The following is a 24,945-nucleotide window of genomic DNA, read 5'->3' as shown; positions in this document are numbered from 1 at the left end:
AAGGCTTACTATCCGAATCACTATCATCGGCGTGAACCCCTCAGTCTTTTAAATCATGATAGGAAAAGTTCAAATAGATACGGAGGTTTATATTTCGTAAGATAACTTCCAAACGCCACCCAGCCGTACAATACTTGTTGTCAACGCAAAAATTGGTTAAAATAGGGATAGTGGATGTGATGATCGATGGTAACGAGTATGACAGGCTATGGATACGCAGAAGAAACGTATGGAAAAGAGCGAGTGAGCGTAGAAATCAAAAGCGTCAATCATCGCTTTTTAGATGTTTCGTTTCATTTACCTGCCACATTACGTAGACTGGAAGAAGAGGCACGGAAGATTGTGAGCGAAAGAGCGCTTAGGGGAAAAGTGGACATTACAGTGACTCTTTCCGGAGGTGCCGGTGTAGAGAGAAATTTACAAACGGATTGGGCTTTATTAGACCAATACTTACAAGAGGCAGAACAATTTAAAGCCTTAGGCGTCTTTGATGAGAAACTATTACTCAAAGATTTTCTGTTTAATCCTAATATCGTTTCCATTCAGGAAGAAGCCTCGGAAAATACCGATGCCTTTCATGCTTTTATAAAAGCCATGAAAAATGCCAGTTTGAAATTAACAGATATGAAAAAACAAGAGGGACGTTTGCTTTTTCAAGATTTACAAAAGCATTTCGAGGATATAAGCCTGTTGCTACAAAACCTGGATAAGTACATTCCTGAGGCACAACGTCGGTATCAGGAACGATTGGAGAAAAGAATACGAGCATTCTTGGGGACGGTCGACGAGGAGCGTTTACTCACAGAAGTTGCCATTTTTGCAGAAAAAAGTGATATTACTGAAGAGCTGGTACGGCTACGTTCCCACTTACAACAGTTTAACGAAACCTTGCACGACACTGGGATTATCGGTCGTAAACTTGACTTCCTCACTCAAGAAATGAATCGTGAGGTAAACACGATTGGATCCAAAGGGAACGATCAAGAGGTTTCAAAATGCGTCGTTGAAATCAAAAGTATGCTTGAAAAGGTAAAGGAACAGGTGCAGAATATCGAATAGAGTTGTGAAAAGAGGGGTATCTTTGAGTATTAAACTGATCAACATAGGCTTTGGAAATATTGTATCTGCGAATCGGATTATTTCCATCGTCAGTCCTGAATCTGCGCCGATAAAACGCATCATTCAAGAAGGACGTGATCGCAATATGCTCATTGACGCTACGTATGGAAGGCGTACACGGGCGGTTATTATTGTAGATAGTGATCATGTTATTTTATCAGCTGTACAACCAGAAACTGTTGCCCAACGTTTGACGACAAAAGATGATAACGATGATGATTAGTCTCCACGAGAGATTCAAAAAGTCCTGGGGCTGCTAGTGACAACACTGGCTTTAGTTCTTCTTGCGGAAATACACTTTAGAGCTCCTCAAAGCTGTACCTTATTGAACTACCCGGTTCTTTTTTATATCATGGAGACCACCGATGGAAGGATGAAGAATAGTGAAGAAAGATCACGGATTGCTGATAGTTCTCTCTGGCCCGGCAGGTGTTGGAAAAGGAACGGTATGTAATGCACTACGCGACGTCGATGATTCGATTGCCTATTCCGTTTCCGCAACCACAAGAGCACCACGCGAAGGTGAGAAAGACGGTGTAAATTATTTTTTTAAAAGTGAATCCACCTTTAAGGAAATGATTGCCAATGACCGATTGCTTGAATGGGCGAAGTATGTCAATCATTATTACGGAACCCCGCTTCAATATGTCCACGATACCGTGGGCTCTGGTACTGACATTATTTTAGAAATTGAAGTACAGGGAGCTGCCAAAGTAAAAGAACGATACCCGGAAGGGATTTTTATCTTTCTGGCACCACCGAACCTTGCAGAGCTTCGCAAACGGATTGAGGAGCGGGGGACGGAAAATCTCGATTTGATCAATGAACGAATGACCGTTGCTAAAGAAGAAATTGAAATGATGGCGCAATATGATTATGTTGTTGAAAACGATCAAGTGGAGAAAGCAGTACAAAGAATCCAGTCGATCGTTGAAGCTGAACATTGTCGAAAAGACCGCGTCATTGAGCATTACCGACAACTAGCGGAGGTGAAATAACGATGATTTATCCATCCATTGATTCGTTGTTAGATAAAATTGATTCCAAGTATTCGCTCGTAACAATTTCAGCCCAACGGGCACGGGAGCTTCAGGAAAAAGAGGATTACGATTCCTCCCTCCATAAGCCGGTATCCAATAAACTGGTAGGTGTGGCACTTGAAGAAATCCAGGATGGTAAGTTAACCATTAAGAAAGATTAGTGATAAAGCTCGTGTTGTTATGCAGCACGGGTTTTTATATGTAATAAGGGGCCCTGCTTTGCCGATCGCCAGTTATGTTTTTTGAAAGCAGGAATGGTATAATCACCATTAACACGAAAAGAGAGGAAGGAAAGGGGATTGTAATGAATAACAGGAACATCCTTCTCGGCATAACCGGAGGAGTGGCTGCCTTTAAGGCCGCAGCTCTTGCTTCTACACTCAGCCAGGCCGGGGCAAATGTAAAAGTGATCATGAGTGCAGGAGCACGCGAGTTTATCACGCCTTTAACCTTTCAAGCATTAACTCGGGAGCGGGTCTATACAGATACATTTCTTGAAGAAGATGTTGAAAAAATTGCTCATATTGACGTAGCCGATTGGGCAGATATGGTCATAGTCGCACCGGCGACAGCCAATTTTATCGGAAAATACGCGCACGGAATTGCTGATGATATGCTCACAACGACATTGCTTGCAACCACTGCCCCTGTTTACATAGCGCCGGCAATGAACGTAAATATGTACGAGCACTCAGCCGTTCTTGATAACATTGCGACCCTCGACTCCCGAGGTGTTACCTTTATTGAACCTGGAGATGGTTATCTTGCCTGCGGATGGGTAGGGAAAGGACGGATGGCTGAGCCCGAAGACATCTTTAGGTTCCTATCGAAAGAACAAAAACCGGCATTGCCGTATTTAAAAGGAAAAAAAGTACTGATTACGGCCGGCCCTACTCGTGAAACGATCGACCCTGTTCGTTTTCTCTCCAATCGTTCTTCAGGAAAAACAGGCTTTGCCCTTGCGCAAGCGGCTCAGGATCAAGGCGCTGACGTGACGCTCGTGAGTGGACCTGTTCAACTCGATACCCCTCCAGGGGTAAAAAGGATTGATGTAGTGTCTGCCAAAGAAATGTGGGAGGTAGTTGTTCCTTTATTTTCAGAGGTGGATTTGGCTATAAAAACAGCCGCGGTCGCGGATTACACACCGAAAGAAACCTTTCGGCATAAAGTGAAAAAAAGCGACGAAGATTTGTATATAAAAATGGAGAGAACAAGAGACATTCTTGCTGAACTCGGCGCACGAAAAAACAAGCAAATACTTGTAGGCTTTGCTGCAGAAACCAAAAATCTCAACCAATATGCCGAGGCAAAAATTAAAGAAAAAAACTTGGACATGATTGTTGCAAATAACGTAAATGATACTGGAGTCGGTTTTGCAAGCGATGATAATCAGATCACAATCCTTCGTCGTGATCATGAACTAGTAAAATCTGATAAAAAAGGCAAGGAAGAGCTTGCTTATTTTTTATTAGAGGAGATTCAGCCGTTGTTTGAAGGGGAAGATGCTCGTGTACGCGAAAGTAATCGTTGATGTTCCGACCGGGGGGACGGATCGCCCGTTCGACTATTACTTGCCGGAAGCCCTTGCAGAAAATGCCAGCAAAGGAATGCGGGTACTCGTTCCTTTTGGTCAGCGGAAATTAACAGGATTTATCGTTGATATTGTGAGTGAAACGAAGCTTGAGAAAGTGAAAAGTGTCTCTGAACTCCTTGATCTTACGCCTGTTTTGAATAACGAACTTTTGAGATTAGGGGAATGGTTAGCGACTGAAACGATCTGTTTCCAGATTACCGCATTTCAGTCGATGATTCCAGCAGCCATGCGGGCTAAGGCTATGAAAAAACTTTCACTGCTGTCGAAACGGGAGAAACTACCGATGAACGTGCAAGCGTTGTTTGGGCAAGCTGATGAGGTTGATTGGGCACAGGTACCCGCAGACGCTCGTTTATTGCGAGATATCCGTAATGAAGCTGAGCAAGGGCACTTGACGATGAAGTACGCACTCAAGGATCAAGCGAAACATAGGAAAGTGAAAGCTGTTGTGATCCAACGTTATGAAACCCCCCCTGCGACTGAAAAACAAAAGCAGGCGCTTTTATTTATGGCTGAGCAATACGGCGAAGGAGAGCTTGTCGCGATCCAGATATTAATGAAGCAAGCGGCCATTTCGAGGTCGGTCGTCAATACGCTCATAAAAAATGACTATTTACAGGAAAAAGAAATCGTTATTGATCGTAACCCGTACACTGATGCAGAAGAAGACGGGAACGAAGAAAAAGCGACACTCACCTCTGATCAAACGGATGTTCTTGCCAAAGTGAAGAAAAATATTACCCAGTCACAAGCAACCCCGATGCTTTTACATGGGGTGACAGGAAGCGGGAAAACTGAAATTTATTTACAGGCGATTGATCAATTAATGGAAGCGGGAAAAGAGGCAATTGTTCTCGTACCGGAAATTTCGTTAACCCCTCAGATGGTTGAACGCTTTAAAAAACGGTTTGGTGCCAATGTAGCTGTTCTCCATAGTGCCCTGTCCGTTGGAGAGCGTTTCGATGAATGGAAAAAAATTCAGGAAAAAAGGGTGCAAGTAGCGGTGGGGGCAAGATCTGCCGTTTTTGCACCGTTTACGAATCTCGGTCTCATCGTTATCGATGAAGAGCACGAAAGTAGCTACAAGCAAGAAGAATATCCGCGTTACCATGCTCGTGAGGTGGCTCTGTGGCGGAGCCGCTATCACGATTGTCCGGTGGTGCTAGGAAGCGCCACCCCATCGATGGAAAGCTATGCTCGGGCAGCCAAAGGAGTCTACGAGTTGCTTTCACTTCCTGAACGTGTCAATCAAAAACCGCTTCCGGACATTGAGCTTGTAGATATGCGTTTAGAAATGCGCGAAGGCAATCGTTCCGTTTTTTCAACATCGCTGCTTGAAAAATTACGCGACCGTTTAAAGAAAGGTGAACAGTCTGTTCTTTTTTTAAACAGGCGTGGATTTTCTACGTTTGTCATGTGCCGCAATTGCGGGTATGTTGGGATGTGCCCCCATTGTGAGATTTCGCTCACCTATCACCAGCGTGATGGGCAATTGAAATGCCATTATTGCGGGCATGAGGAGCGGTTGTATGAGCGTTGTCCGAGCTGCGAAAGTGCACATATCCGCTATTTTGGAACAGGGACGCAACGGGTGGAAGAAGAACTACAACAACTCCTCCCTGAAGCGCGCATTATTCGCATGGACAACGACACAACGAGAAAAAAAGGTGCCCACGAGCGATTGCTCAAAAACTTTGGTGCAGGAGAAGCAGACATTCTTCTTGGAACACAAATGATCGCAAAAGGACTTGATTTTCCGAACATCACACTCGCGGGTATACTCGCGGCGGATACACTTTTACATTTACCTGATTTTCGAGCGCAAGAGCGAACATTTCAATTGCTCACACAAGTAAGTGGCCGTGCCGGTCGTGATGAGAAAGCGGGTGAGGTTGTGATACAAACGTATAACCCTGAACATTACGCAATACAACTTGCACAATCTCATGATTACTTATCCTTTTTTAAAAAGGAACTAGGACAGCGGAAACAGGCCGGGTATCCACCGTACTATTATTTGACACTAATTACGTTTGCCCACCCGAACTATGCGACTGCAATGAAAGCGGGTGAACATGCGGGGCGAGTGCTGCGTTCAAATCTCGGGGAGGATGCGATCGTTCTTGGGCCGACGCCGTCACCGATCGCCCGTATTAAAGATAGATATCGCTGCCAATGCATGGTAAAATACAAGGATGAGCCAGCGTTAACAGAGTTGCTGCGTGAACTATTCACGTATTTTCAAAAGGAAATTCAACAGGATCAACGCTTTATTACGATTGACCGCCACCCGAACATGTTTATGTAGCCCCCGTTACGGGGGCTTTTACACGGCGTTGATTTAGGAGGCGAGAGTTATATGAAGATTGTCTTTATGGGAACCCCTGATTTTGCCGTACCGATTTTGCGAATGCTCGTGGAAGAGGGACATACGATCCTCAAAGTACTTACTCAGCCGGATCGCCCGAAAGGCCGGAAGCGAACACTGACGAAGTCACCGGTAAAAGAAGAAGCAGAACGGTTGAACCTACATGTTTTACAGCCCGAAAAGCTTAGAAGTGCAGTGGAGGAGACGCTACAACCGCAACCAGATTTGATCGTGACAGCCGCTTATGGGCAGCTTCTTCCCGAATCGATATTACAAGCGCCTCCCTTTGGCTGTGTGAATGTCCATGCATCCTTACTCCCAAAATACCGCGGGGGGGCTCCTATTCATCAGGCCATTATTGACGGCGAAAAAGAAACTGGCGTGACCCTTATGTACATGGTAAAACAGTTGGATGCAGGGGATATGCTTGCTCAGGTCAAAGTCCCCATCGAACATACAGATACCGTAGGGACGATGCATACCAAATTAAGTGAGGCTGGAGCTGAGCTGCTGCGTAATACCTTACCGGCCATTGAAGAAAATACAGTTACTTCAGTGCCGCAAGATGAAAACCATGTCACTTTTGCACCGAATTTATCCCGCGGGAGGGAACGTATTGAATGGGGTAAATCTGCCGAAGCTGTTTATAACCAGATCCGTGGCATGAATCCATGGCCGGTTGCTTTTACGAATTGGAATGAAGACCGTTTAAAAATCTGGAGTGCTAGTATTGAGAATGAACAGTACAGAAGTAAAACGCCGGGAGAAATTGTGAGAATCTCTAATGAAGGTGTGGTTGTTGCCTGCGGTGACGGATACGGAATAATCATGCAAGAAGTTCAGCCCGCCGGAAAGAAAAAAATGGATATCCGAGATTTTATTCACGGACGCGGACAATCATTAACAGTAGGAGAGGTACTAGGTAATGGTGAAAGCGACTAATACGAACCCGCGCATGCATGCAGCAAAAATTCTTGATCGTATTTGTTTTGAACATGCATACAGTCATCTTGCTTTGCATGAGGCGTTACGGGATCGCCAACTTCCTGAAAAGGATGCACGTTTTGTTACGGAAGTTGTTTACGGCACGATCAAACGTTTAAATACCATTGACTATATTCTTGGTAGTTCAATGAAGCAACCGTTTAAAAAAGCGGATCGACGCGTACAAACCATTCTTCGTATGAGTGCCTATCAATTGCTTTATATGGACCGTGTGCCCGATCGTGCTGCCATCCATGAAGGCGTTGAGCTCGCCAAGAAATGGGGAAGGAAAGGCTTGAAAGGATTCGTGAACGGTGTGCTAAGGTCAGTTGGCCGCCAAGGGATTCCTGATTTTACAGAAATCGAAGATCCTGTCAAACGAATAGCCCTTGCTACCTCACACCCTGAATGGCTTGTTCGCAAATGGATACAAGCTTATGGTAAAGAGAATACACTTGCAATGTGTGAAGCAAATGTAAAACGTGCCTACACGATGCTGCGTGTCAACCGCCTGAAAACGTGTCGTGATGATTTGCAGGTGGATTTGCAGAACGAAGGTATAGAGACCACTCCTGGTAACCTTACCTCAGACAGTTTAATTGTAACGGGGGGGCAGGCACAGAAGAGCTCATCATTTACGAATGGGGCATTCTCTTTTCAAGATGAGAGTTCTATGCTTGTCACCTATGCATTGGATGTACGTCCAGGTATGAACGTTCTCGATGCCTGTGCTGCCCCTGGAGGAAAGGCGTGTCATATTGCGGAACGTTTAGCCGATAATGGACAAGTCATAGCCAATGACATTCACCCTCACAAGCAGACGTTAATTGATGAGCAAGCAGGGCGTCTTCGTCTAAAGAGTGTAACGTCACGCACCGGTGATGCAGCAGAACTCACCAACACCTATAAAAGCGAAACGTTTGACCGTGTTCTCGTTGATGCTCCATGCAGCGGTCTTGGAGTCGTGAAAGCCAAACCGGATATTAAATGGCATACGAAGAAAGAAGAGATTGAAAAACTTCCGGAATTGCAATTACGCATATTAGAGGAAGCGGCTCGTCTTTTGAGGAAAGGCGGGATACTTGTTTATAGTACGTGCACGGTTATGCCGGAAGAAAACGAAGAGGTAGTGGCTCATTTTTTACAAAAATATGGGTCATCTTTTGAGCTTGATGAAACACTGGATTCACGTATAGGCCTGAGGAGTACAAGACGTGGTCAACGGCTGATTTTACCACAACAGTTTAATAGTGATGGATTTTACATTGCTGCCTTAAAGAAGAGGGATGAACAGGGGTGAAAGCATGGAAGCGGTGTTCAGGACAGACGTGGGTAAATTACGTGAACACAATGAAGACGCAGGTGATCTTTTTTATAAAGAAGATATGATCCTTGCCATTGTCGCTGATGGGATGGGGGGGCATCGTGCCGGAGATGTGGCGAGCGAAATGGCCGTGAAAGCCTTGAAAGACGCCTGGGATCATCACCCCCCTAAAAATGAATATGGTGCGATCAAGCGTTGGTTAACAGAAGAAATTCAACGGGCAAATGATGCAGTGTTTCAAAAATCTATAGCAGATGAGTCTTATAGAGGGATGGGCACGACATTGGTGGCTTCTGTCATCTATGAAGGGGGATTGGTAATTGGTCACGTCGGGGATAGTCGTGCATATCGTCTCCAACCTCCTTCAATGGTTCAATTAACGAGTGACCATTCTCTAGTTAATGAACTCGTAAAGTCTGGGCAATTAAAACCGGAAGAAGCCGAAAATCACCCAAGGAAAAATGTAGTTACCCGCGCGCTTGGAACTCAAGCCGAAGTTGAAGTTGAGGTCGGTTATTACGAATTCCCAAAGCAGTCCACGTTATTGCTTTGTTCCGATGGCCTGTCTGATAAACTACTGGAAAAAGATATAGAAGAAACGCTGCTTGGCGACAGAGAGATTGATGGATCGGCCGATGCACTGGTGCAAAAAGCACTTGAGCGCGGGGGGGAGGATAATATTACTGTCCTCCTCGTTTATCACAACGTGGATGGGGAGGGTCATCCATGATTGGAGAACGCATTGATGGGCGTTATAAAGTCAAGTCGTATATAGGAGGCGGCATGGCGTACGTCTATCATGCTCGTGACATCATTCTCGAACGAGATGTTGCTGTAAAGGTGCTCCAGCCTCATCACGTAAATGATGATGAGTTTGTGCGGAGGTTTCGCCTGGAAGCGCAGGCGGCTACGAGTCTCGTGCATCCAAATGTTGTCGACATTTACGATGTGGGTGAGGATCATAACCTTTTTTACATTGTAATGGAATATGTAGGTGGGAACACATTAAAGGATAAAATTGTAAATAATGGTGCCCTCTCCTTTCCGGAAACGATGAACATTTTTTCGGAATTAACAGCTGCTATCGCCTATGCGCATGAACAGGGCATTATCCACCGGGATTTAAAACCGCAAAACATATTACTGGATGAAAACGGTACGGTAAAAGTCACTGATTTTGGAATTGCGCGCGCTGCGTCGGCAGCGACGATTACGCATACGAATTCCGTGCTAGGTTCTGTTCATTACCTGTCACCAGAGCAAGCACGTGCAGGTGCGGTTACAGTGAAAACCGATATTTATGCTCTTGGTGTCATTCTCTATGAAATGGTAACAGGTCTCCTTCCTTATAATGCTGATTCAGCTGTGTCAATTGCGTTGAAACATTTGCAGGACCCGTTTCCGAATGCGAAAGATCTTCGTGCTGATTTACCCGAGAGTATCAACAATATGATCCGAAAAGCTACAGCTAAGGATCCTTTACAGCGATACGAGAATGTGGAGGAAATATATGCTGAGACAGAGACAGCATTATTGCCGGAACGCATAAATGAAGAGCCAATTTTTGTTGATAACCAGGATGAAGAAAAGACCAAACCGATTCCAGCGATTCATACAGGCGCTGAAATGGAAGATACACGTGGGTCAGGTGTTCCTGAAGAAGAGGGTGAAAATGAAGCACCAGATAAGAAGCAAAAGAAATGGGGAATTTGGAAAATATTAGGTGTCGCTTTACTTCCTATCCTGGGATTTTTCGCGGCTTTTACCATTATCCCTGAACTCTTAAGCCCGGATGAAGTTGAGGTACCAGATGTTGTCGGTTTAGAAGAGGAAGAAGCGATCGAAACGATGAATGCATCTGCCCTCGAGGTAGAAACGGAATTTGAATTTCATAACGAGGTGGAAGAAGGGGAGGTCTATTACCAGGATCCTGCTGCAGGAAGGACGATGCTCGAAAACCAAACAGTAACCCTTTCTATAAGCGAAGGACAGGAAACCATGGAGATGCCTGACGTTATTGGTTTGGATGTTGAACAGGCGGAAGAGGAGCTGGAAGTTTTCTCGGATATTGAACTTGTTTCCGAACAAACAGATGAGGTTGCATCGAATTTAGTCGTTGACCAGGAGCCTGCTGCGGATGAGGAAGTGATCGCAGATGAAACGAGGGTTCGGCTTACCTATAGTGAAACCCCGGAAGTTACGCTGCAAGATTTAACCGGCACTTCCCAAGAAGGTGTCAATAATTATTTAGAAACGAACAATTTAACCGGATCATTTCAAAGCACTTATTCGGACACTGTGCCTGAAGGTGATATCATTTCTCATGATCCTGCTCCGTATGAAACGATTTCACAAGGAAGTGAAATTAATTTTGTCGTCTCGGATGGCCCGGCACCAGAGGAAGAAGAGGACGATCCTGTACAAACGGTGGAAGCGGTCATACCCGTTGAAGTTTCTGAGCAGGAGGATAACGAATCCGTTTACGATATTGAAATCGTTTATGAAGATGCTACAACCGATGAGCCCGCCATTTTTGTAGAAGAGGAAATTACGACGTCAACGACGTACCGTGTGCCACTTGAAGTCACTCCGGATACGGAGGGCTCTTATACGCTTTATGTCAATGGTGAAGAAGCACAAGCGAACTCTTTTTCCTATGAAGAATAAAAATAAGAGGCAATGATCTGCCTCGAGGGAGGTCCCATTGCAAGAAGGGCAAATTGTAAAGGCGGTAGGCGGTTTTTACGAAGTGAAAAACGAAGAAGGTGTGTTTCGCTGTCGTGCACGCGGCTTATTTAGAAAGCAAAAGATCAAGCCATTGGTTGGTGATTTCGTCCAGTTTGAACATCATTATATTCAAGCTGTACTCAAGCGTGACAGCGAGTTGCACCGTCCTCCGGTGGCCAACATTGATCAGGCGTTCCTCGTATTTTCAATGACAAAGCCTGCATTTTCCCCTTACTTATTGGATCGCATGCTTGTTCATGTGGAGGCGATTGAAGCAGATGCAGTCATTGTAGTCACGAAAAAAGATATTGCAACTGAGGAAGAACTCGCCGCGTTTAGAGAGTATCAAGACATTTATCAGGGTTTGGGATATCCGTTGATTTTCGTTTCAGGACAAAAGGGTGAAAATAGCGAGGCTCTTCTTCCTTATTTGAAAGGACGCTTAACCGTTCTTGCTGGGCAATCAGGAGTTGGGAAATCAACACTTCTCAATCATCTTGACCCCAATCTTTCCCTGGAAACGGGGGAAATTTCGGAAGGGTTGGCGAGAGGGAAGCATACAACACGACAAGTTGAACTTTTAAACATCGCGGGTGGAAGCGTTGCCGATACGCCGGGTTTTAGTTCGCTCGATTTTACCGGAATTGAGCCTGAGCTGGTTCAGGACTGTTTCCGGGAAATCCGGGAAGTTAGAGCGGCCTGTAAGTATCGGGGCTGCACCCACCGTAAAGAAGACGGTTGTGCGGTAAAAGAAGCGACGGCAAGCGGCGAAATTGCTTCTACTCGTCATGAACACTATATGCAATTTTATGATGAAATTGAAAAAAACAGGAGGTATTAGTCATGGTGAAAGTTGCACCGTCTTTATTGGCGGCTGATTTTAAATCGTTAGCAGACGAGATTCACTCCGTGGAAGGCGCGGGTGCAGATATGATCCATGTGGATGTGATGGATGGACATTTTGTACCTAATATCACCATTGGTCCCCTTATTTTGGAAGCATGTCAGCGCTCAACGACATTGCCATTGGACGTACATCTTATGATAGAACAACCGGATCGCTACATCCCCGCGTTTATCGATTCGGGTGCGGATATCGTGACCGTCCACGCGGAAGCTTGTCCTCATTTACATAGAACCATTCATTTGATAAAAGAAAATGGAGCTCAAGCAGGGGTAGCGATCAATCCCCACACACCGGTGGATATTCTAAAACATATCATTAAAGATATTGACCTCGTATTATTAATGACGGTAAATCCCGGTTTTGGCGGTCAATCTTTTATTCATAGTGTGCTGGAGAAAATTGAAGCTGTAAAAGTGATGAGTGAAAACACGAAAAAAGATCTATGGATCGAGGTGGACGGTGGCGTGGACGAAAGGACAGCTCCATTGTGCACTCAGGCAGGGGCAAACCTTCTCGTTGCAGGATCATATGTATTTAAACATACAGACCGTGGTGAAGCGATTGGAAAACTACGGGAATAAAAGGATAAGTACTGCCCCTTAGCAGCAAATATGGAGGGGGCGGTCTTTTCTAGTTTTAATGATAGCAGTTGGGTTTTTTATCTACGAGCTATAAAAAACATGAAAAAATGATGTACTATTTCTCATTGGGTGAATATACATATAGAAGAATCCGTATGTGTCGTCATCCTTTATCCTTGCTTAAAGCTCGCCTTCAAGGAGGAATAGTAATGAAATTTTATACGATTAAGCTGCCGAAATTTTTAGGAGGGGTCGTCCGCGCGGTTCTAAGTTCTTTTAAGAAAGAATAAGAACCAAGAAAAAAGCACCGGCTTACGGTGCTTTTTTCGTTATAGAGGATATTCAAAAAGCCTGGAAGAACAACATTCTAAAGCTGAAAGTCACCTTTTCTTCGCACTCGAACGCTTTCTACTTAGCGACTCACTTGCCCGTTTTTTTGTTCTTCGATTTGACAATGTATTTACCAAAATAAAAAACCGGCTGTCAGCGCATTAAACGCGCTCGACCTTGCCGGCTTTTAGGGCTTTTGCGGAAACATATACTCGTTTAGGCTTCCCATCAACCATAACGCGTACCTTTTGTACGTTAGCGCCCCAACGGCGTTTCGTTGCATTGTTAGCGTGAGAGCGCTTGTTGCCTGCTTTAGGGCCGCGTCCTGTTACGATACACTTTCTTGACATAAGATAACCTCCTTTATCCACTCCGCTTTGTACACTCGATCATCGTAGCACATCTCACCAACTAAAATCAATCCTTTTATGGCGTTTACTTGTTTGAAAAACAGCGAAAATATAGTAAGATAGCGGTAGTAAATCTGCACAATGTTAAGGAGGATGGTTATGGCCCTTGAAATGAATTCTCAACTAGGATCGATTGATATATCAAAAGAAGTGGTTGCTACCGTCGCAGGAGGCGCAGCAACAGATTGTTATGGAATTGTGGGAATGGCTTCACAGCAACAAATCAAGGACGGACTATCCGAACTGTTAAAAAGAGATAATTTTTCACGTGGTGTTGTGATCCGTGAAATTGAAGAAGATCTTCATATTGACATGTACATTATTGTAAGTTATGGCACGAAAATATCAGAAGTAGCCCATAATGTACAAACGAAAGTAAAATATCAACTTGAACAAATGCTCGGCCTTTCGGTAGATTCCGTAAATATTTTTGTGCAAGGGGTTCGCGTAAGCAATCCTTAAGTGAAGGCAAATGTGAGGTGAATGACACGTGGCAACAAAGATAGATGGTGAAATGATTTTGGCGATGTTTGCTGAAAGTGCACATGTACTGGAGCAGCATGCTGAACGGGTAGATGCATTGAATGTCTTTCCAGTACCAGATGGTGATACGGGTACGAATATGAGCCTGACGATTCGTTCTGGTGTCAAAGAAATGAAACAAGAGGGGGATATGCGCGCCTCAGCAGTTGCTAAACGCTTTTCAAAAGGACTTCTCATGGGAGCTCGCGGGAACTCAGGAGTAATTCTCTCCCAATTGTTCCGCGGGTTTGCAAAAGGGGTTGAAGAGAACGATCAGATCGATGGGAGCGTTCTTGCGAATGCTTTAGAAAAAGGGGTGGGTACAGCCTACCGTGCGGTTATGAAACCTGTGGAAGGTACAGTTTTGACAGTTGCAAAGGACGCGGCCAAAGCAGCGAAAAAAGAAGCCCGTAGAAACAACGATGTCGATAGTGTTCTCGCTGAGACCATAGCAGAAGCCAAACGTTCTCTCAAACGGACCCCAGAATTACTTCCTGCTTTGAAAGAAGTAGGTGTCGTTGATTCGGGTGGTCAAGGTCTTGTCCATATTTATGAGGGGATGCTCGCGGCACTTAGAGGTGAATCAACAGCGGATTGGAAACCAGAGCAGGCTTCTATGGAAGAGCTCGTTCAGGTTGAACATCATAACATTCAAGGCGAAATGTCGGCAGAAGATATCGAATTTGGGTATTGTACGGAAGTTATGGTTCGTTTTGACGATGAGAAAATAGCTGAAAATCCTTACCGGGAAGAGAATTTTCGAAATACGTTGAGCCAGTACGGGGACTCTCTTTTGGTCGTAAGTGATGAAGATCTCATTAAAATACATATTCATGCTGAGTACCCTGGATACGTCATGAATGAAGCACAAAAATATGGAGAGCTCGTTCACGTTAAAGTTGAAAATATGCGTGAGCAGCATGCAGCACTCTCTTCTTCAAACAGTCAGACTCACGAAGGACCTGCAAGTGAAAAACAAACGTATGCCGTCATTGCAGTAACGATAGGAAGCGGGGTTGAAGAGTTGTTTACAAGTCTTGGTGTCGATCAGATTATCAAAGGCGGACAAACGATGAACCCGAGCACAGAGCAATTTATTGAAGCGATTAAGAAAACAAATGCTGAACATGTTTTTTTGATCCCGAATAACGGAAATATAGTCTTGACTGCTAAGCAGGCAGCGGACGTTTTCGAAGAAGAAGACGTTCGTGTCATCGAAACGAAGTCTGTACCTCAAGGTTTAGGGGCTATGTTTGCGTTTAATGCAGAACAAGATGTCACAACGAATGAAGAGAATATGAAGGTTGGACGATCAGCCGTCAAAAGCGCGCAAGTAACCCAGTCCATACGCGATACATCGATTGACGGAATCGATATCAAAGAAAACGATTTCATGGGCATTGTGGAAGATCAAATTGTAAGTGCAGGCGAGTCGCTCTTGAAAACTTTGCAAAAAGTAACAGATTCTATGGTTGAAGAAGACATTGAAATGATCACGATTATTGCCGGTGAAGAAGCAGATGAGGAGAGTACAAAAGCTCTCGTTACTCATATTCATGATCATTATGATGAAGTCGAGACGGAAGTTCATGATGGTAAACAGCCGCTTTATCATTATATTATCGCTGCAGAATAAAAAGGGAGGTGGATACGTATGACGAGTGTAAAAGTGGTCACCGATAGTACTGCAGATATCCCGGAAGATTTGGTTGAAGAACTGGACATCACAGTTATTCCACTAAACGTAAATTTCGGTGAGAAAGAAACGTACAAGGATGGGGAAAAGTTAACCCCATCCGGGTTTTACGAGAAGTTGCAGGAAAGTGATGTTATGCCTACGACGTCACAACCATCCCCCTATGACTTTGAAACATTGTATAGCGACTTGGCGGATAGCTTAGAAGAGGACACTGTGATTTTTTCCATTCATTTATCCTCTCAATTGAGCGGTACTTATCAGGCAGCATCGATTGCAGCTGAAGAAGTTTCATCAAAAGCAAACGTAGAAGTGATTGATTCGAAAGGAGCCAGTTATTCCTTTGGCATCATTGTGACTGATATCGCACGCCTCGCTAAACGTGGGGCAAACAGGGATGAATGCAGGGAGAGGCTCGAACAATTAATACAGGCATCAAGCGTCTATTTTATAGTGGATACGCTAGAATATTTACAAAAAAACGGACGGATTGGAAAAGCCTCAGCGTTGGTTGGTTCTCTTTTAAAAATGAAGCCTATTCTTTCTCTTAATAAAAAGGGAGAAGTTTATCCCTACGAGAAAATACGTGGACGTAAAAAAGCATTTGAACGGATTGTCTCTCAACTCGAAGAAACCTACGGAAAACAACCGGTCCACGTCGGGGTTGCTCATGCTGTTGCACCGAAAGCTGTTGAAACGATTTTTACGGATATTCGCAGCAAACTTAACGTGACTTCTGAGGTGACAACAGAAATAGGGGCTGTTATCGGTTCGCATGTAGGTCCTGGAACGATTGCAGTGATCGCTGCTCCGGCACAGGAAAGTGAATGAGAGAGGGTTGAATGTATGAAGTTTAGAAGTGTTTCAGAAATTATTGGTCCAGTGATGATAGGACCATCCAGTTCCCATACCGCTGGGGCCGCTCGTATTGGAAGACTAGCACGGTTGTTGTTTTCTGAGCAGCCAAAAAAAGTCAATATTCACTTATATGGCTCATTTGCGAAAACATACAAGGGGCATGGAACGGATGTGGCACTTGTCGGGGGATTACTGGACTTTGATACATTCGATGAACGAATTCGTGAAGCAATGGAGCATGCCAAAGACATGAAGATGCGTGTTCGCTTTCACGAAGAGGAAGCATTAACCGACCACCCTAATACGGTGAAGCTTCGTCTCGAGAGTGCATCACAAACGATGGAAATGGTAGCGATTTCGGTAGGGGGCGGAAAAATAGAAATTATTGAACTGAACGGTTTTCCCCTAAATCTATCTGGACACCATCCAGCGATTCTCGTCGTACACACCGACCGTTATGGAGTGATCGCGAACGTATCGAATCTCCTTGCTTCACACGAGTTAAATATTGGCCATATGGAAGTTTCACGTAAAGATAAGGGTCGGGAAGCCCTAATGGTCATTGAAGTGGATCAGCCTGTATCTCAAGGGATTTTAGAGGCCTTGAATGGGCTTGAACATGTAATACAAGTGGCGAAAATTAACGATTAGAGGTGAGAGCATGTTTCGAAATGCTGCTGAATTGGTAGACCTTGCCGAGAGTAAGCAACTCTCGATCTCCGAAATTATGCTTTTACAGGAGGTTGAAGAGACAGGTCGTAAAAGGCAAGCTGTATACGGTGATATGGACGAGAAGTTAGCGATCATGGAAGAAGCGGTAGAGCGTGGTTCAAAAGAAGATATTCGTTCTGTTTCTGGACTTACCGGTGGAGATTCACTGAAACTTGAACAGTATATCGCTGAAGGAAAAGGATTAAGTGGAGATACGATGCTTCACGCCGTAAGCCGCGCAATGGCGACAAATGAAGTGAATGCTGCCATGGGGACGATTTGTGCCACGCCAACGGCCGGTTCGGCTGGGGTTGTCCCAGGGGTACTTTTTAGTTTGCGGGATCGCTTAGATCCGTCCCGAGAGGATATGGTGCGTTATTTACTTACTTCCGGCGCTTTTGGGCTTGTCGTGGCGAACAATGCTTCGATCTCTGGAGCAGCGGGCGGCTGCCAGGCTGAAGTTGGTTCGGCTGCTGGTATGGCAGCGGCTGCAACGGTTGAAATGGCTGGTGGTACCCCTGCCCAATCAGCCCAGGCGATGGCGATTACGCTGAAAAATATGCTGGGACTTGTCTGCGACCCAGTTGCTGGCCTTGTGGAGGTCCCTTGCGTGAAAAGGAATGCCGCTGGTGCGTCTACTGCAATGGTTTCCGCTGACATGGCTCTTGCGGGGATAGAAAGCCGTATTCCTTGTGATGAAGTCATTGATGCTATGTACAGGATTGGAGAAACGATGCCAACGGCCTTAAAAGAAACGGCCCAAGGTGGTTTAGCAGCAACTCCAACGGGGAGAGAACTGGAAACGAAAATCTTTAATATCCCCTTAGAGCGGTCATGAGTAGCTTACAACCAGAAGCGAGTGTAGAGGCATTAAAAGGTGTTGGCCCTGAGACAAAACAGGATCTTGCCCGTATGGGTATATTTACATGTGAGGATTTACTATGGCATTTGCCGCACCGTTATGAGAATGTTGCCATTCGTCCTGTGGAAGAACTTGAGCATGATGCTCAGGCAACGATTGTAGGCAGCGTTCAGGGTTCACCAAATGTGAATTATTACGGACGTAAAAAAAACCGTCTTTCTTTTCGTTTATTTGTGGACGGTCATCTCCTTCAAGTCGTGGCTTTTAATCGAGCGTTTTTGCAAAAGAAACTTCAACCGGATATGACGGTAACGGTGACGGGAAAATGGAACCGTCACCGTGCTGTCCTCACCGCTCAGCGTCTTGATATTGGAAAACCGGAAGAGATGCGCCCGTATTCTCCCGTATACACTATTTCTGGAAAGCTAACGGTTCGTCAAATCGAGCAATGGGTCAAACAGGTGATCCAACAAGAAGTATTTCCCCAGGAAATGCTTCCTTTGTCTTTCAGACAGCAATATAAGCTGCCGACGATTGTTGAAGCTCTTACCACACTCCATCAGCCACAAACGGCGAATGCACTGAAGCACGCTCGGCGCCGTATCGTTTATGAAGAATTTTTACGCTTTCAATTACGAATGCAGGCGTATAAACAAACGTTAAGAAAAAACGAACGGACGGAGCCAACGAAGTTTAATGAACAAGAAACTTTACGTTTCGTGGACGGGCTTCCTTTTTCGTTAACCAATGCCCAACATCGCTCGTTGGAAGAAATATATGAGGATTTACGAGCAGGTTATAAAATGAACCGGCTCTTACAAGGGGATGTTGGATCGGGGAAAACAGTGGTGGCTGCCTGCACCATGTTTGCAGTTGTAAGTGCAGGGAAACAGGCCGCTCTCATGGTTCCAACCGAAATTCTTGCCAGTCAGCATGCAGAAAGTCTTTCGGAACTTTTTCAACCGTATGGTATAAATGTTGCTCTGCTCACCGGTTCTACAAAAGCTTCGGACAGAAGAAAAGTTCATGAAGGCCTGGAACAGGGCAGTATTTCTGTAGTTGTGGGTACCCATGCGTTGATACAAGGGACAGTTCCTTTTCAGGAGCTCGGTCTTGCCATTATTGACGAACAGCATCGCTTTGGCGTTAGTCAACGAAGGGCTTTAAGGCAAAAAGGGAATCCTGATTCGCTCTTTATGACGGCAACCCCCATCCCTCGGACGCTCGCGATTACAGCTTATGGAGACATGGACGTCTCTCGAATCGATGAACAACCCCGTGGCCGAAAAACAGTCAAAACGTATTGGAGCAAGCCCGATATGCTCGATCGTGTGCTTGATTTCGTTAAAAAAGAAACCGCTGCAGGCCGACAGGCATATGTGATTTGTCCCCTTATCGAAGAGTCTGAACAATTGGATGTTCAAAATGCGATTGACATCTATGATCAGTTGCAATCTATTTTAATCGAAACTCGGGTCGGTTTATTGCATGGTCGTCTGCAAAATGAAGAGAAAGAAGAGGCTATGGAGGCCTTTACACGGGGAGACATTGATGTTCTTGTAGCTACGACGGTCGTTGAAGTAGGTGTGAACGTCTCCAATGCAACGGTGATGATTATTTACGATGCTGATCGGTTTGGTCTTTCCCAGCTTCATCAGCTTCGAGGGCGTGTAGGGCGAGGCGCACTGCAATCGTATTGCATTTTACTTAGCGACCCTTCATCAGAAACGGCAAAAGAGCGCATGCGGATTATGACGGAAACGTCCGATGGATTTATTTTAGCTGAAGAAGATTTAAAGCTGCGTGGTCCTGGGGACTTACTCGGTCAAAAACAAAGCGGCATGCCTGATTTTCATTTAGCTGACCCTATCCATGACTACCGCGCATTAGAAACGGCACGGCATGACGCTCACGCGCTGCTTCAATCAGATACATTTTGGCAAGACGCTGATTATCAACCGCTTCGAGATCACATAAAAGAGCAAGGGGCAATGTCAGGGAAAAAACTGGATTAACAGATGATTCTTGACTTGATTTTCAAGGGATAGTCATTCACACTACGATTAGCAGCTAGTCATAAGAAAAGCGGTGCAAGAATGAAACAATCAAAACAGAAACGGAAACAAGACCTGGTAGAGACGATAGAAAATAACCCTTTTATTACGGATGAAGCGCTTGCGAAGAGATTTAGCGTGAGTGTGCAGACGATTCGCTTGGATCGTTCGGAGTTGGGAATTCCGGAGTTACGTACACGAATTAAACAGGTCGCAGAAACAAATCATGATGATGTAAAAGCATTGACGAACGAGGAAATTATCGGGGAGATCATTGATTTGCAGTTGGATGAAACCGCAATATCGATCCTCGACATTCATGAAGACCAAGTGTTTACGAGAAGCGGAATCGCCAGAGGGCACCATCTCTTTGCGCAAGCGAATTCGCTTGCAGTCGCTATTATCAACGATGAATTCGCGGTTACAGGACGTGCGAATGTACGATTCATGCGTCAAGTACAGGCTGGTGAACGGGTCGTAGCTAAAGCCAGCGTCACAAAAAAAAGTGATGATTGGCCAGTAATCACTGTAAACAGTTATGTCGATCAAGCTTTGGTCTTTAAGGGCGAATTTGTAATGTCTCGAGGATGAAATTACGTGATAAAGGAGAAAGAAACAACATGAAAATTGCCATCGATGCGATGGGGGGAGATCATGCCCCGAAAGCTCAGGTAGCCGGTGCACTGGCGGCTGTACGTTCATTTGAGGATGTGACGATTACGCTCCTCGGAGATGAATTAAAGATTGCCCCGCACTTGTCGGCGCATGACCGTATTGATGTTGTGCATACCCCTAGTGTGATAACAAATGATGAAACGCCAACACAGGCGATACGTAAGAAAAAAGATTCATCAATGATGCTTGCTGTAAAGGCCGTTCGTGAAAAACGAGCAGATGCTTGTATTTCAGCAGGGAATACGGGTGCGTTGATGGCGGCAGGTTTAATGCAAATCGGACGCATCAATGGTCTTGAGCGTCCTGCACTTGCCCCGATGTTACCCACCCTTGACGGGGAGGGCTTCCTCCTTTTGGACGTCGGAGCGAATGTAGATACCCGTGCGGAACACTTATTTCAATATGGTGTGATGGGCGACGTCTACATGCGGCAGGTGAAAAATCGTAAGCAACCGAAAGTAGGATTGCTTAATGTCGGTTCCGAGGAAGGGAAAGGCAATGATTTATCGAAACAAGCGTATGAGCGAATGAAATCGGCAGACTTTGAGTTCATTGGAAACATAGAGGCGCGGGATGTTATGAACGGGGGCTGTGACGTTGTCGTTTGTGACGGTTTCTCTGGAAATATTTTATTAAAATCGATTGAAGGGACGGCAGAATCACTGTTTTCGATTATAAAAAGTGAGCTGACTTCCACGATGATGAATAAAATGGCAGCTGGCATTTTAAAGCCGTCGTTCAAAAATATTAAGGAAAAACTAAGCTATTCCCATTATGGGGGCGCCGGGTTATTTGGTTTGAAAGCTCCTGTCGTAAAAGCCCATGGTTCATCCGATCATACGGCTGTCTTTCATGCCATACGCCAAGCCAGGCAAATGGTGAGTGAAGGGGTAGCAGATGTGATTGCCACCGATTTACAAAGGCAAAGGAGTGAATAATGGATGGGGAAGATCGCCTTTTTATTTCCAGGACAAGGATCGCAAGCGATTGGAATGGGCATGGCAGCAGCTCGGGACAGTCAGAAAGCGCAAACGATCATCGACCAAGCGAATGAGACTTTGGGCTTTAACCTTTCTGCGCTGATGGAAAACGGTCCTGATGAGAATTTAAAACAAACGGAGAATGCGCAGCCTGCACTATTAACGGCGAGCATAGCAGCACTGCAATTGTTACAAGCAGAAGATATCCGTCCGGATTTTACGGCAGGTCATAGCTTAGGCGAATATAGTGCACTTGTGGCAGCGGAAGCGATGAGTTTTAAGGATGCAGTGGCTTCTGTCCGTAAAAGAGGAGAGTTTATGGAACAAGCGGTTCCTTCTGGAGAAGGAGCTATGGCGGCTGTAATGGGAGTGGAAAGAACCATTCTAGAAAAGGTCGTATCAGAAGTAACGGAGGAAGGTTCACCGGTTCAATTGGCGAATTTAAATGGGCCGCAAATCGTTATCTCCGGTTCCACCAGCGGAGTGGACAAGGCAAGCGAACGGGCAAAAAAGCATGGAGCACGCCGTGTCGTTCCGCTAAATGTAAGCGGTCCTTTTCATTCTCAACTGATGGAACCTGCCCGTAAACAGCTGCAAGAAGTACTAAAACGTATCCCTTTTCAAGACAGCAAATTTCCCGTCATCCCGAATGTATCCGCAAAGCCGACAACGAGTGCTACAATATTGAAAGACTCGGTCATTACACAAGTAACGGCCCCTGTCCTTTGGGAAGATACTGTACGTTATCTCCTTGATGCCGGCGTTGATACATTTATTGAAGTCGGAAGTGGACAAGTCCTTTCAGGGCTCGTTAAAAAAATTCAGCGCCGAAATATACAAGTGTTTTCTGTTGAAAACCAGGAAGATGTTGCGGCATGCATTGAAGGCATAAAAGGAGGCATTTGAATGTTATTAAAAGGAAAAAAGGCTATCGTCACCGGAGCTTCTCGCGGGATTGGGCGGGCAATCGCTCTTCATCTTGCGCAGAACGGTGCTGATGTTGCCATTAATTATGCCGGCAATGAAGCGAAGGCTGCTGAAACTGTGAAGGATTGCCAGGCTTATGGTGTGGACGCTTTCTCTATTCAGGCAAATGTATCGGAAGAAGAAGAAGTGAAAACACTATTTAAAACGGTAACTGATCACTTTGGACGCATCGATTTACTCATTAACAACGCCGGGATTACGAAGGATAATTTGGTTATGCGTATGAAAGCAGATGAATGGGACAGTGTCGTGGATACAAATTTAAAAGGTGTATTCTTATGTTCAAAAGCAGCAGCACGTCCTATGATGAAACAGAGATCTGGTGCCATTGTGAATATTGCTTCTGTTGTTGGGGTTCTAGGCAATCCTGGGCAAGCGAATTATGTAGCTGCCAAATCAGGAGTTATTGGCTTAACGAAATCACTTGCACGTGAATTTGCTACACGTCACATTCGTGTGAATACTGTGGCCCCGGGGTTTATTGATACAGAAATGACCGATGTGCTCCAAGATGACAAAAGGGAAGACTTGCTATCACAAATTCCCCTTGGGGAACTGGGACGTCCAGAAGATGTGGCAGAAGCGGTCACTTTCCTTGCTAGTGATCAAAGTCGTTATATGACTGGGCAGACGCTCCATGTTGACGGCGGTATGTATATGCCATAAGTCAGTACTGGTCATTTTCCTATGAATATTCTATAATAAGCAAGAGGATTTATAAGTTCAAAAAAGGATCGATTGAGGAGGAAAAAATCATGGCAGAAACATTAGAACGTGTACAAAAAATCGTGGTAGATCGTTTAGGTGTCGATGAATCAGAGGTGAAAATGGAAGCAACGTTTAAAGACGATCTTGGAGCGGATTCATTAGATGTTGTTGAATTAGTGATGGAACTTGAAGATGAGTTCGATCTGGAAATCTCTGATGAGGAAGCGGAGAAAATTTCGACGGTCGCTGACGTTGTAAACTACATAGATAGTCAGTGAAGAAAGTTGCAGCAAGCTTCCCTCGTGAAGCTTGCTTTGCTCATTACAGAAAAAAGGGTCAGTACTATGGGGTGTAAATAATGAAACCATCTCAAGAATATCGTCAAGGACGTAATAAGAGATTACACGTAGATAAAGATCATGTACAGAAGTTTAGAACGTTATTAAATAGATTTCAATTACATTTTACTGATGATCAACTGTTGTATCAGGCTTTTACCCACTCATCATATGTCAATGAAAAGAGGCACCGTGATTACAAGGATAATGAGCGTCTTGAATTTTTAGGAGACGCTGTTTTGGAATTATCGGTTTCTCAATATCTTTTCAGACGCTTTCAGGCGATGCAAGAAGGGCAAATGACGAAATTGCGCGCAGCGGTCGTATGTGAACCTTCATTAGCTGATCTTGCTCATCAATACGATTTCGGCCCCTTAATCTTTCTTGGGAAAGGGGAAGATAAGACAGGTGGTCGAAAACGACCGAGTATGCTTGCGGATGTGTTTGAAGCTTTCGTGGGTGCGCTTTACCTTGATCAAGGGATGGATGCTGTGCATTCATTTCTCGAAGATACCGTCTATCGTAAAATTGAAAACGGCAGTTATACGGATGTGATGGATTTTAAAAGCCAGTTACAAGAGTTTGTACAACGATTCTTTTCAGGAGCAATTACGTACGAGATTGCATCTGAACAAGGGCCAGCTCATAGCCGGGAATTTATTGCCCGTGTCTTTGTGGGAGGAGATCATCAAGGGGAAGGATCAGGAAAGACGAAAAAAGCAGCGGAACAACATGCGGCACAAAATGCGCTTATGCGCTTAAGTGCTGAAGAGGTCAGGGAATAATGATGAAAAACCCCCGTGTCATGGGACACAGGGGTTTGTTTGAGGAATATAAAACATAGACGATATTTCATACAGATTATGAACTTTGGGTTTTAATCCGTCCTAATTCTGAGACGAGTGCATCCATTTCTTTTACACTGATATTGTCATTTCCTTCGACGTAATCATAGATTTCCTTGATATCATCATATTGTTGGATGTTGTAATTGTCCGGATCGAGAATGGCTGTGTTGACGACTTGTAATCGTTCCTGCAGTTTACTAAAAATGTAATTTAGATTTTCTCCTGTTGCTTCGTTAAGGTTCATTGGGGACCTCCTTTTCTACCCTCTATTGTAAAAGGGTTTAGCATGTTTGAAAAGGTATTGTATAAAGTTGTTTAAATT

General features: G+C 44.8%; 27 protein-coding genes. 25 read left to right on the top strand and 2 right to left on the bottom strand.

Annotated features, from left to right (window positions below; translation table 11 throughout):
• Positions 1-186 precede the first annotated feature (186 nt).
• From HNR44_RS06455 to spoVM, 13 genes are all read left to right on the top strand, one after another.
• Positions 187-1,059: a YicC/YloC family endoribonuclease gene (locus HNR44_RS06455; protein ID WP_184403246.1), complete on the top strand. Its 873-nt coding sequence runs from the start codon at positions 187-189 to the stop codon at positions 1,057-1,059.
• 22 nt (positions 1,060-1,081) lie between these two features.
• Positions 1,082-1,342, top strand: coding sequence for an extracellular matrix/biofilm regulator RemA (gene remA, locus HNR44_RS06450; protein ID WP_184403245.1), 261 nt, complete (start codon positions 1,082-1,084; stop codon positions 1,340-1,342).
• 160 nt (positions 1,343-1,502) lie between these two features.
• Entirely contained in the window at positions 1,503-2,117 is a 615-nt protein-coding gene (gmk, locus tag HNR44_RS06445) for a guanylate kinase (RefSeq protein WP_184403244.1), read from the top strand.
• Between the two features lie 2 nt (positions 2,118-2,119).
• The gene (gene rpoZ / locus HNR44_RS06440) at positions 2,120-2,320 is read left to right on the top strand and encodes a DNA-directed RNA polymerase subunit omega (protein WP_184403243.1); all 201 of its coding nucleotides are present in this window, start codon (positions 2,120-2,122) and stop codon (positions 2,318-2,320) included.
• A gap of 143 nt (positions 2,321-2,463) precedes the next feature.
• Positions 2,464-3,690, top strand: coding sequence for a bifunctional phosphopantothenoylcysteine decarboxylase/phosphopantothenate--cysteine ligase CoaBC (coaBC, locus tag HNR44_RS06435; RefSeq protein ID WP_184403242.1), 1,227 nt, complete (start codon positions 2,464-2,466; stop codon positions 3,688-3,690).
• Positions 3,662-6,061 (top strand): primosomal protein N', encoded by a 2,400-nt coding sequence (gene priA, locus HNR44_RS06430; RefSeq protein WP_184403592.1) that lies wholly within the window; start codon positions 3,662-3,664, stop codon positions 6,059-6,061. Before coaBC ends, priA begins: the two co-directional genes overlap by 29 nt.
• A gap of 51 nt (positions 6,062-6,112) precedes the next feature.
• Positions 6,113-7,063 (top strand): methionyl-tRNA formyltransferase, encoded by a 951-nt coding sequence (fmt, locus tag HNR44_RS06425; RefSeq protein WP_184403241.1) that lies wholly within the window; start codon positions 6,113-6,115, stop codon positions 7,061-7,063.
• Entirely contained in the window at positions 7,047-8,405 is a 1,359-nt protein-coding gene (gene rsmB, locus HNR44_RS06420; RefSeq protein ID WP_246407002.1) for a 16S rRNA (cytosine(967)-C(5))-methyltransferase RsmB, read from the top strand. Before fmt ends, rsmB begins: the two co-directional genes overlap by 17 nt.
• Before the next feature lie 4 nt (positions 8,406-8,409).
• A complete protein-coding gene (locus HNR44_RS06415; protein WP_184403240.1) occupies positions 8,410-9,159 on the top strand; it encodes a Stp1/IreP family PP2C-type Ser/Thr phosphatase in 750 nt (249 codons plus the stop codon).
• On the top strand, positions 9,156-11,096 hold the full coding sequence (gene pknB, locus HNR44_RS06410) for a Stk1 family PASTA domain-containing Ser/Thr kinase (protein ID WP_184403239.1): 1,941 nt from the start codon (positions 9,156-9,158) through the stop codon (positions 11,094-11,096). The genes HNR44_RS06415 and pknB overlap by 4 nt, the downstream gene beginning before the upstream one ends.
• 37 nt (positions 11,097-11,133) lie before the next feature.
• On the top strand, positions 11,134-11,997 hold the full coding sequence (gene rsgA / locus HNR44_RS06405) for a ribosome small subunit-dependent GTPase A (RefSeq protein WP_184403238.1): 864 nt from the start codon (positions 11,134-11,136) through the stop codon (positions 11,995-11,997).
• Between the two features lie 2 nt (positions 11,998-11,999).
• A complete protein-coding gene (rpe, locus tag HNR44_RS06400; protein WP_184403237.1) occupies positions 12,000-12,644 on the top strand; it encodes a ribulose-phosphate 3-epimerase in 645 nt (214 codons plus the stop codon).
• Positions 12,645-12,853: 209 nt separating this feature from the next.
• Positions 12,854-12,934, top strand: coding sequence for a stage V sporulation protein SpoVM (gene spoVM / locus HNR44_RS06395; RefSeq protein ID WP_090397371.1), 81 nt, complete (start codon positions 12,854-12,856; stop codon positions 12,932-12,934).
• 201 nt (positions 12,935-13,135) lie between these two features.
• On the opposite strand, the gene rpmB is transcribed toward spoVM, so the two are convergent.
• Positions 13,136-13,324 (bottom strand): 50S ribosomal protein L28, encoded by a 189-nt coding sequence (gene rpmB, locus HNR44_RS06390; protein WP_184403236.1) that lies wholly within the window; start codon positions 13,322-13,324, stop codon positions 13,136-13,138.
• 159 nt (positions 13,325-13,483) lie between these two features.
• On the opposite strand from rpmB, the gene HNR44_RS06385 reads away from it, so the two are divergent.
• The 12 genes from HNR44_RS06385 to rnc all read left to right on the top strand — a co-directional run bounded on the left by HNR44_RS06385 (position 13,484) and on the right by rnc (position 24,560).
• The gene (locus HNR44_RS06385; RefSeq protein ID WP_184403235.1) at positions 13,484-13,846 is read left to right on the top strand and encodes an Asp23/Gls24 family envelope stress response protein; all 363 of its coding nucleotides are present in this window, start codon (positions 13,484-13,486) and stop codon (positions 13,844-13,846) included.
• 28 nt (positions 13,847-13,874) lie between these two features.
• Positions 13,875-15,542, top strand: a complete 1,668-nt coding sequence (locus tag HNR44_RS06380) for a DAK2 domain-containing protein (protein ID WP_343069388.1) — start codon at positions 13,875-13,877, stop codon at positions 15,540-15,542.
• Positions 15,543-15,560: 18 nt separating this feature from the next.
• Complete coding sequence (locus HNR44_RS06375; protein WP_184403234.1) at positions 15,561-16,433, top strand: DegV family protein; 873 nt, start codon at positions 15,561-15,563, stop codon at positions 16,431-16,433.
• 15 nt (positions 16,434-16,448) lie between these two features.
• Complete coding sequence (gene sdaAB, locus HNR44_RS06370) at positions 16,449-17,111, top strand: L-serine ammonia-lyase, iron-sulfur-dependent subunit beta (RefSeq protein WP_184403233.1); 663 nt, start codon at positions 16,449-16,451, stop codon at positions 17,109-17,111.
• Between the two features lie 10 nt (positions 17,112-17,121).
• Positions 17,122-18,009, top strand: a complete 888-nt coding sequence (sdaAA, locus tag HNR44_RS06365) for an L-serine ammonia-lyase, iron-sulfur-dependent, subunit alpha (RefSeq protein WP_184403232.1) — start codon at positions 17,122-17,124, stop codon at positions 18,007-18,009.
• A complete protein-coding gene (gene recG, locus HNR44_RS06360) occupies positions 18,006-20,048 on the top strand; it encodes an ATP-dependent DNA helicase RecG (RefSeq protein ID WP_184403231.1) in 2,043 nt (680 codons plus the stop codon). The genes sdaAA and recG overlap by 4 nt, the downstream gene beginning before the upstream one ends.
• An 81-nt stretch (positions 20,049-20,129) precedes the next feature.
• Positions 20,130-20,678 carry a transcription factor FapR gene (fapR, locus tag HNR44_RS06355; protein WP_184403230.1) on the top strand — a complete coding sequence of 183 codons (549 nt, stop codon included), beginning with the start codon at positions 20,130-20,132 and terminating at the stop codon, positions 20,676-20,678.
• Between the two features lie 29 nt (positions 20,679-20,707).
• Positions 20,708-21,700: a phosphate acyltransferase PlsX gene (gene plsX / locus HNR44_RS06350; RefSeq protein WP_184403229.1), complete on the top strand. Its 993-nt coding sequence runs from the start codon at positions 20,708-20,710 to the stop codon at positions 21,698-21,700.
• A 3-nt stretch (positions 21,701-21,703) separates the two neighbouring features.
• Positions 21,704-22,648 carry an ACP S-malonyltransferase gene (gene fabD / locus HNR44_RS06345; RefSeq protein WP_184403228.1) on the top strand — a complete coding sequence of 315 codons (945 nt, stop codon included), beginning with the start codon at positions 21,704-21,706 and terminating at the stop codon, positions 22,646-22,648.
• Complete coding sequence (gene fabG / locus HNR44_RS06340; protein WP_184403227.1) at positions 22,649-23,395, top strand: 3-oxoacyl-[acyl-carrier-protein] reductase; 747 nt, start codon at positions 22,649-22,651, stop codon at positions 23,393-23,395. It begins immediately after the preceding gene.
• Positions 23,396-23,484: 89 nt separating this feature from the next.
• Positions 23,485-23,715: an acyl carrier protein gene (gene acpP / locus HNR44_RS06335; protein WP_184403226.1), complete on the top strand. Its 231-nt coding sequence runs from the start codon at positions 23,485-23,487 to the stop codon at positions 23,713-23,715.
• A gap of 80 nt (positions 23,716-23,795) precedes the next feature.
• Positions 23,796-24,560, top strand: a complete 765-nt coding sequence (rnc, locus tag HNR44_RS06330) for a ribonuclease III (protein ID WP_184403225.1) — start codon at positions 23,796-23,798, stop codon at positions 24,558-24,560.
• Between the two features lie 76 nt (positions 24,561-24,636).
• On the opposite strand, the gene HNR44_RS06325 is transcribed toward rnc, so the two are convergent.
• The gene (locus HNR44_RS06325) at positions 24,637-24,867 is read right to left on the bottom strand and encodes a DUF1128 domain-containing protein (RefSeq protein WP_184403224.1); all 231 of its coding nucleotides are present in this window, start codon (positions 24,865-24,867) and stop codon (positions 24,637-24,639) included.
• Between the last annotated feature and the right edge of the window lie 78 nt (positions 24,868-24,945).

The sequence above is a fragment of the Geomicrobium halophilum genome, assembly GCF_014207655.1.
GTDB classification, from domain to species: Bacteria; Bacillota; Bacilli; order Bacillales; family Marinococcaceae; genus Geomicrobium; species Geomicrobium halophilum.
This window is presented reverse-complemented; position numbering and strand designations above follow the sequence as displayed.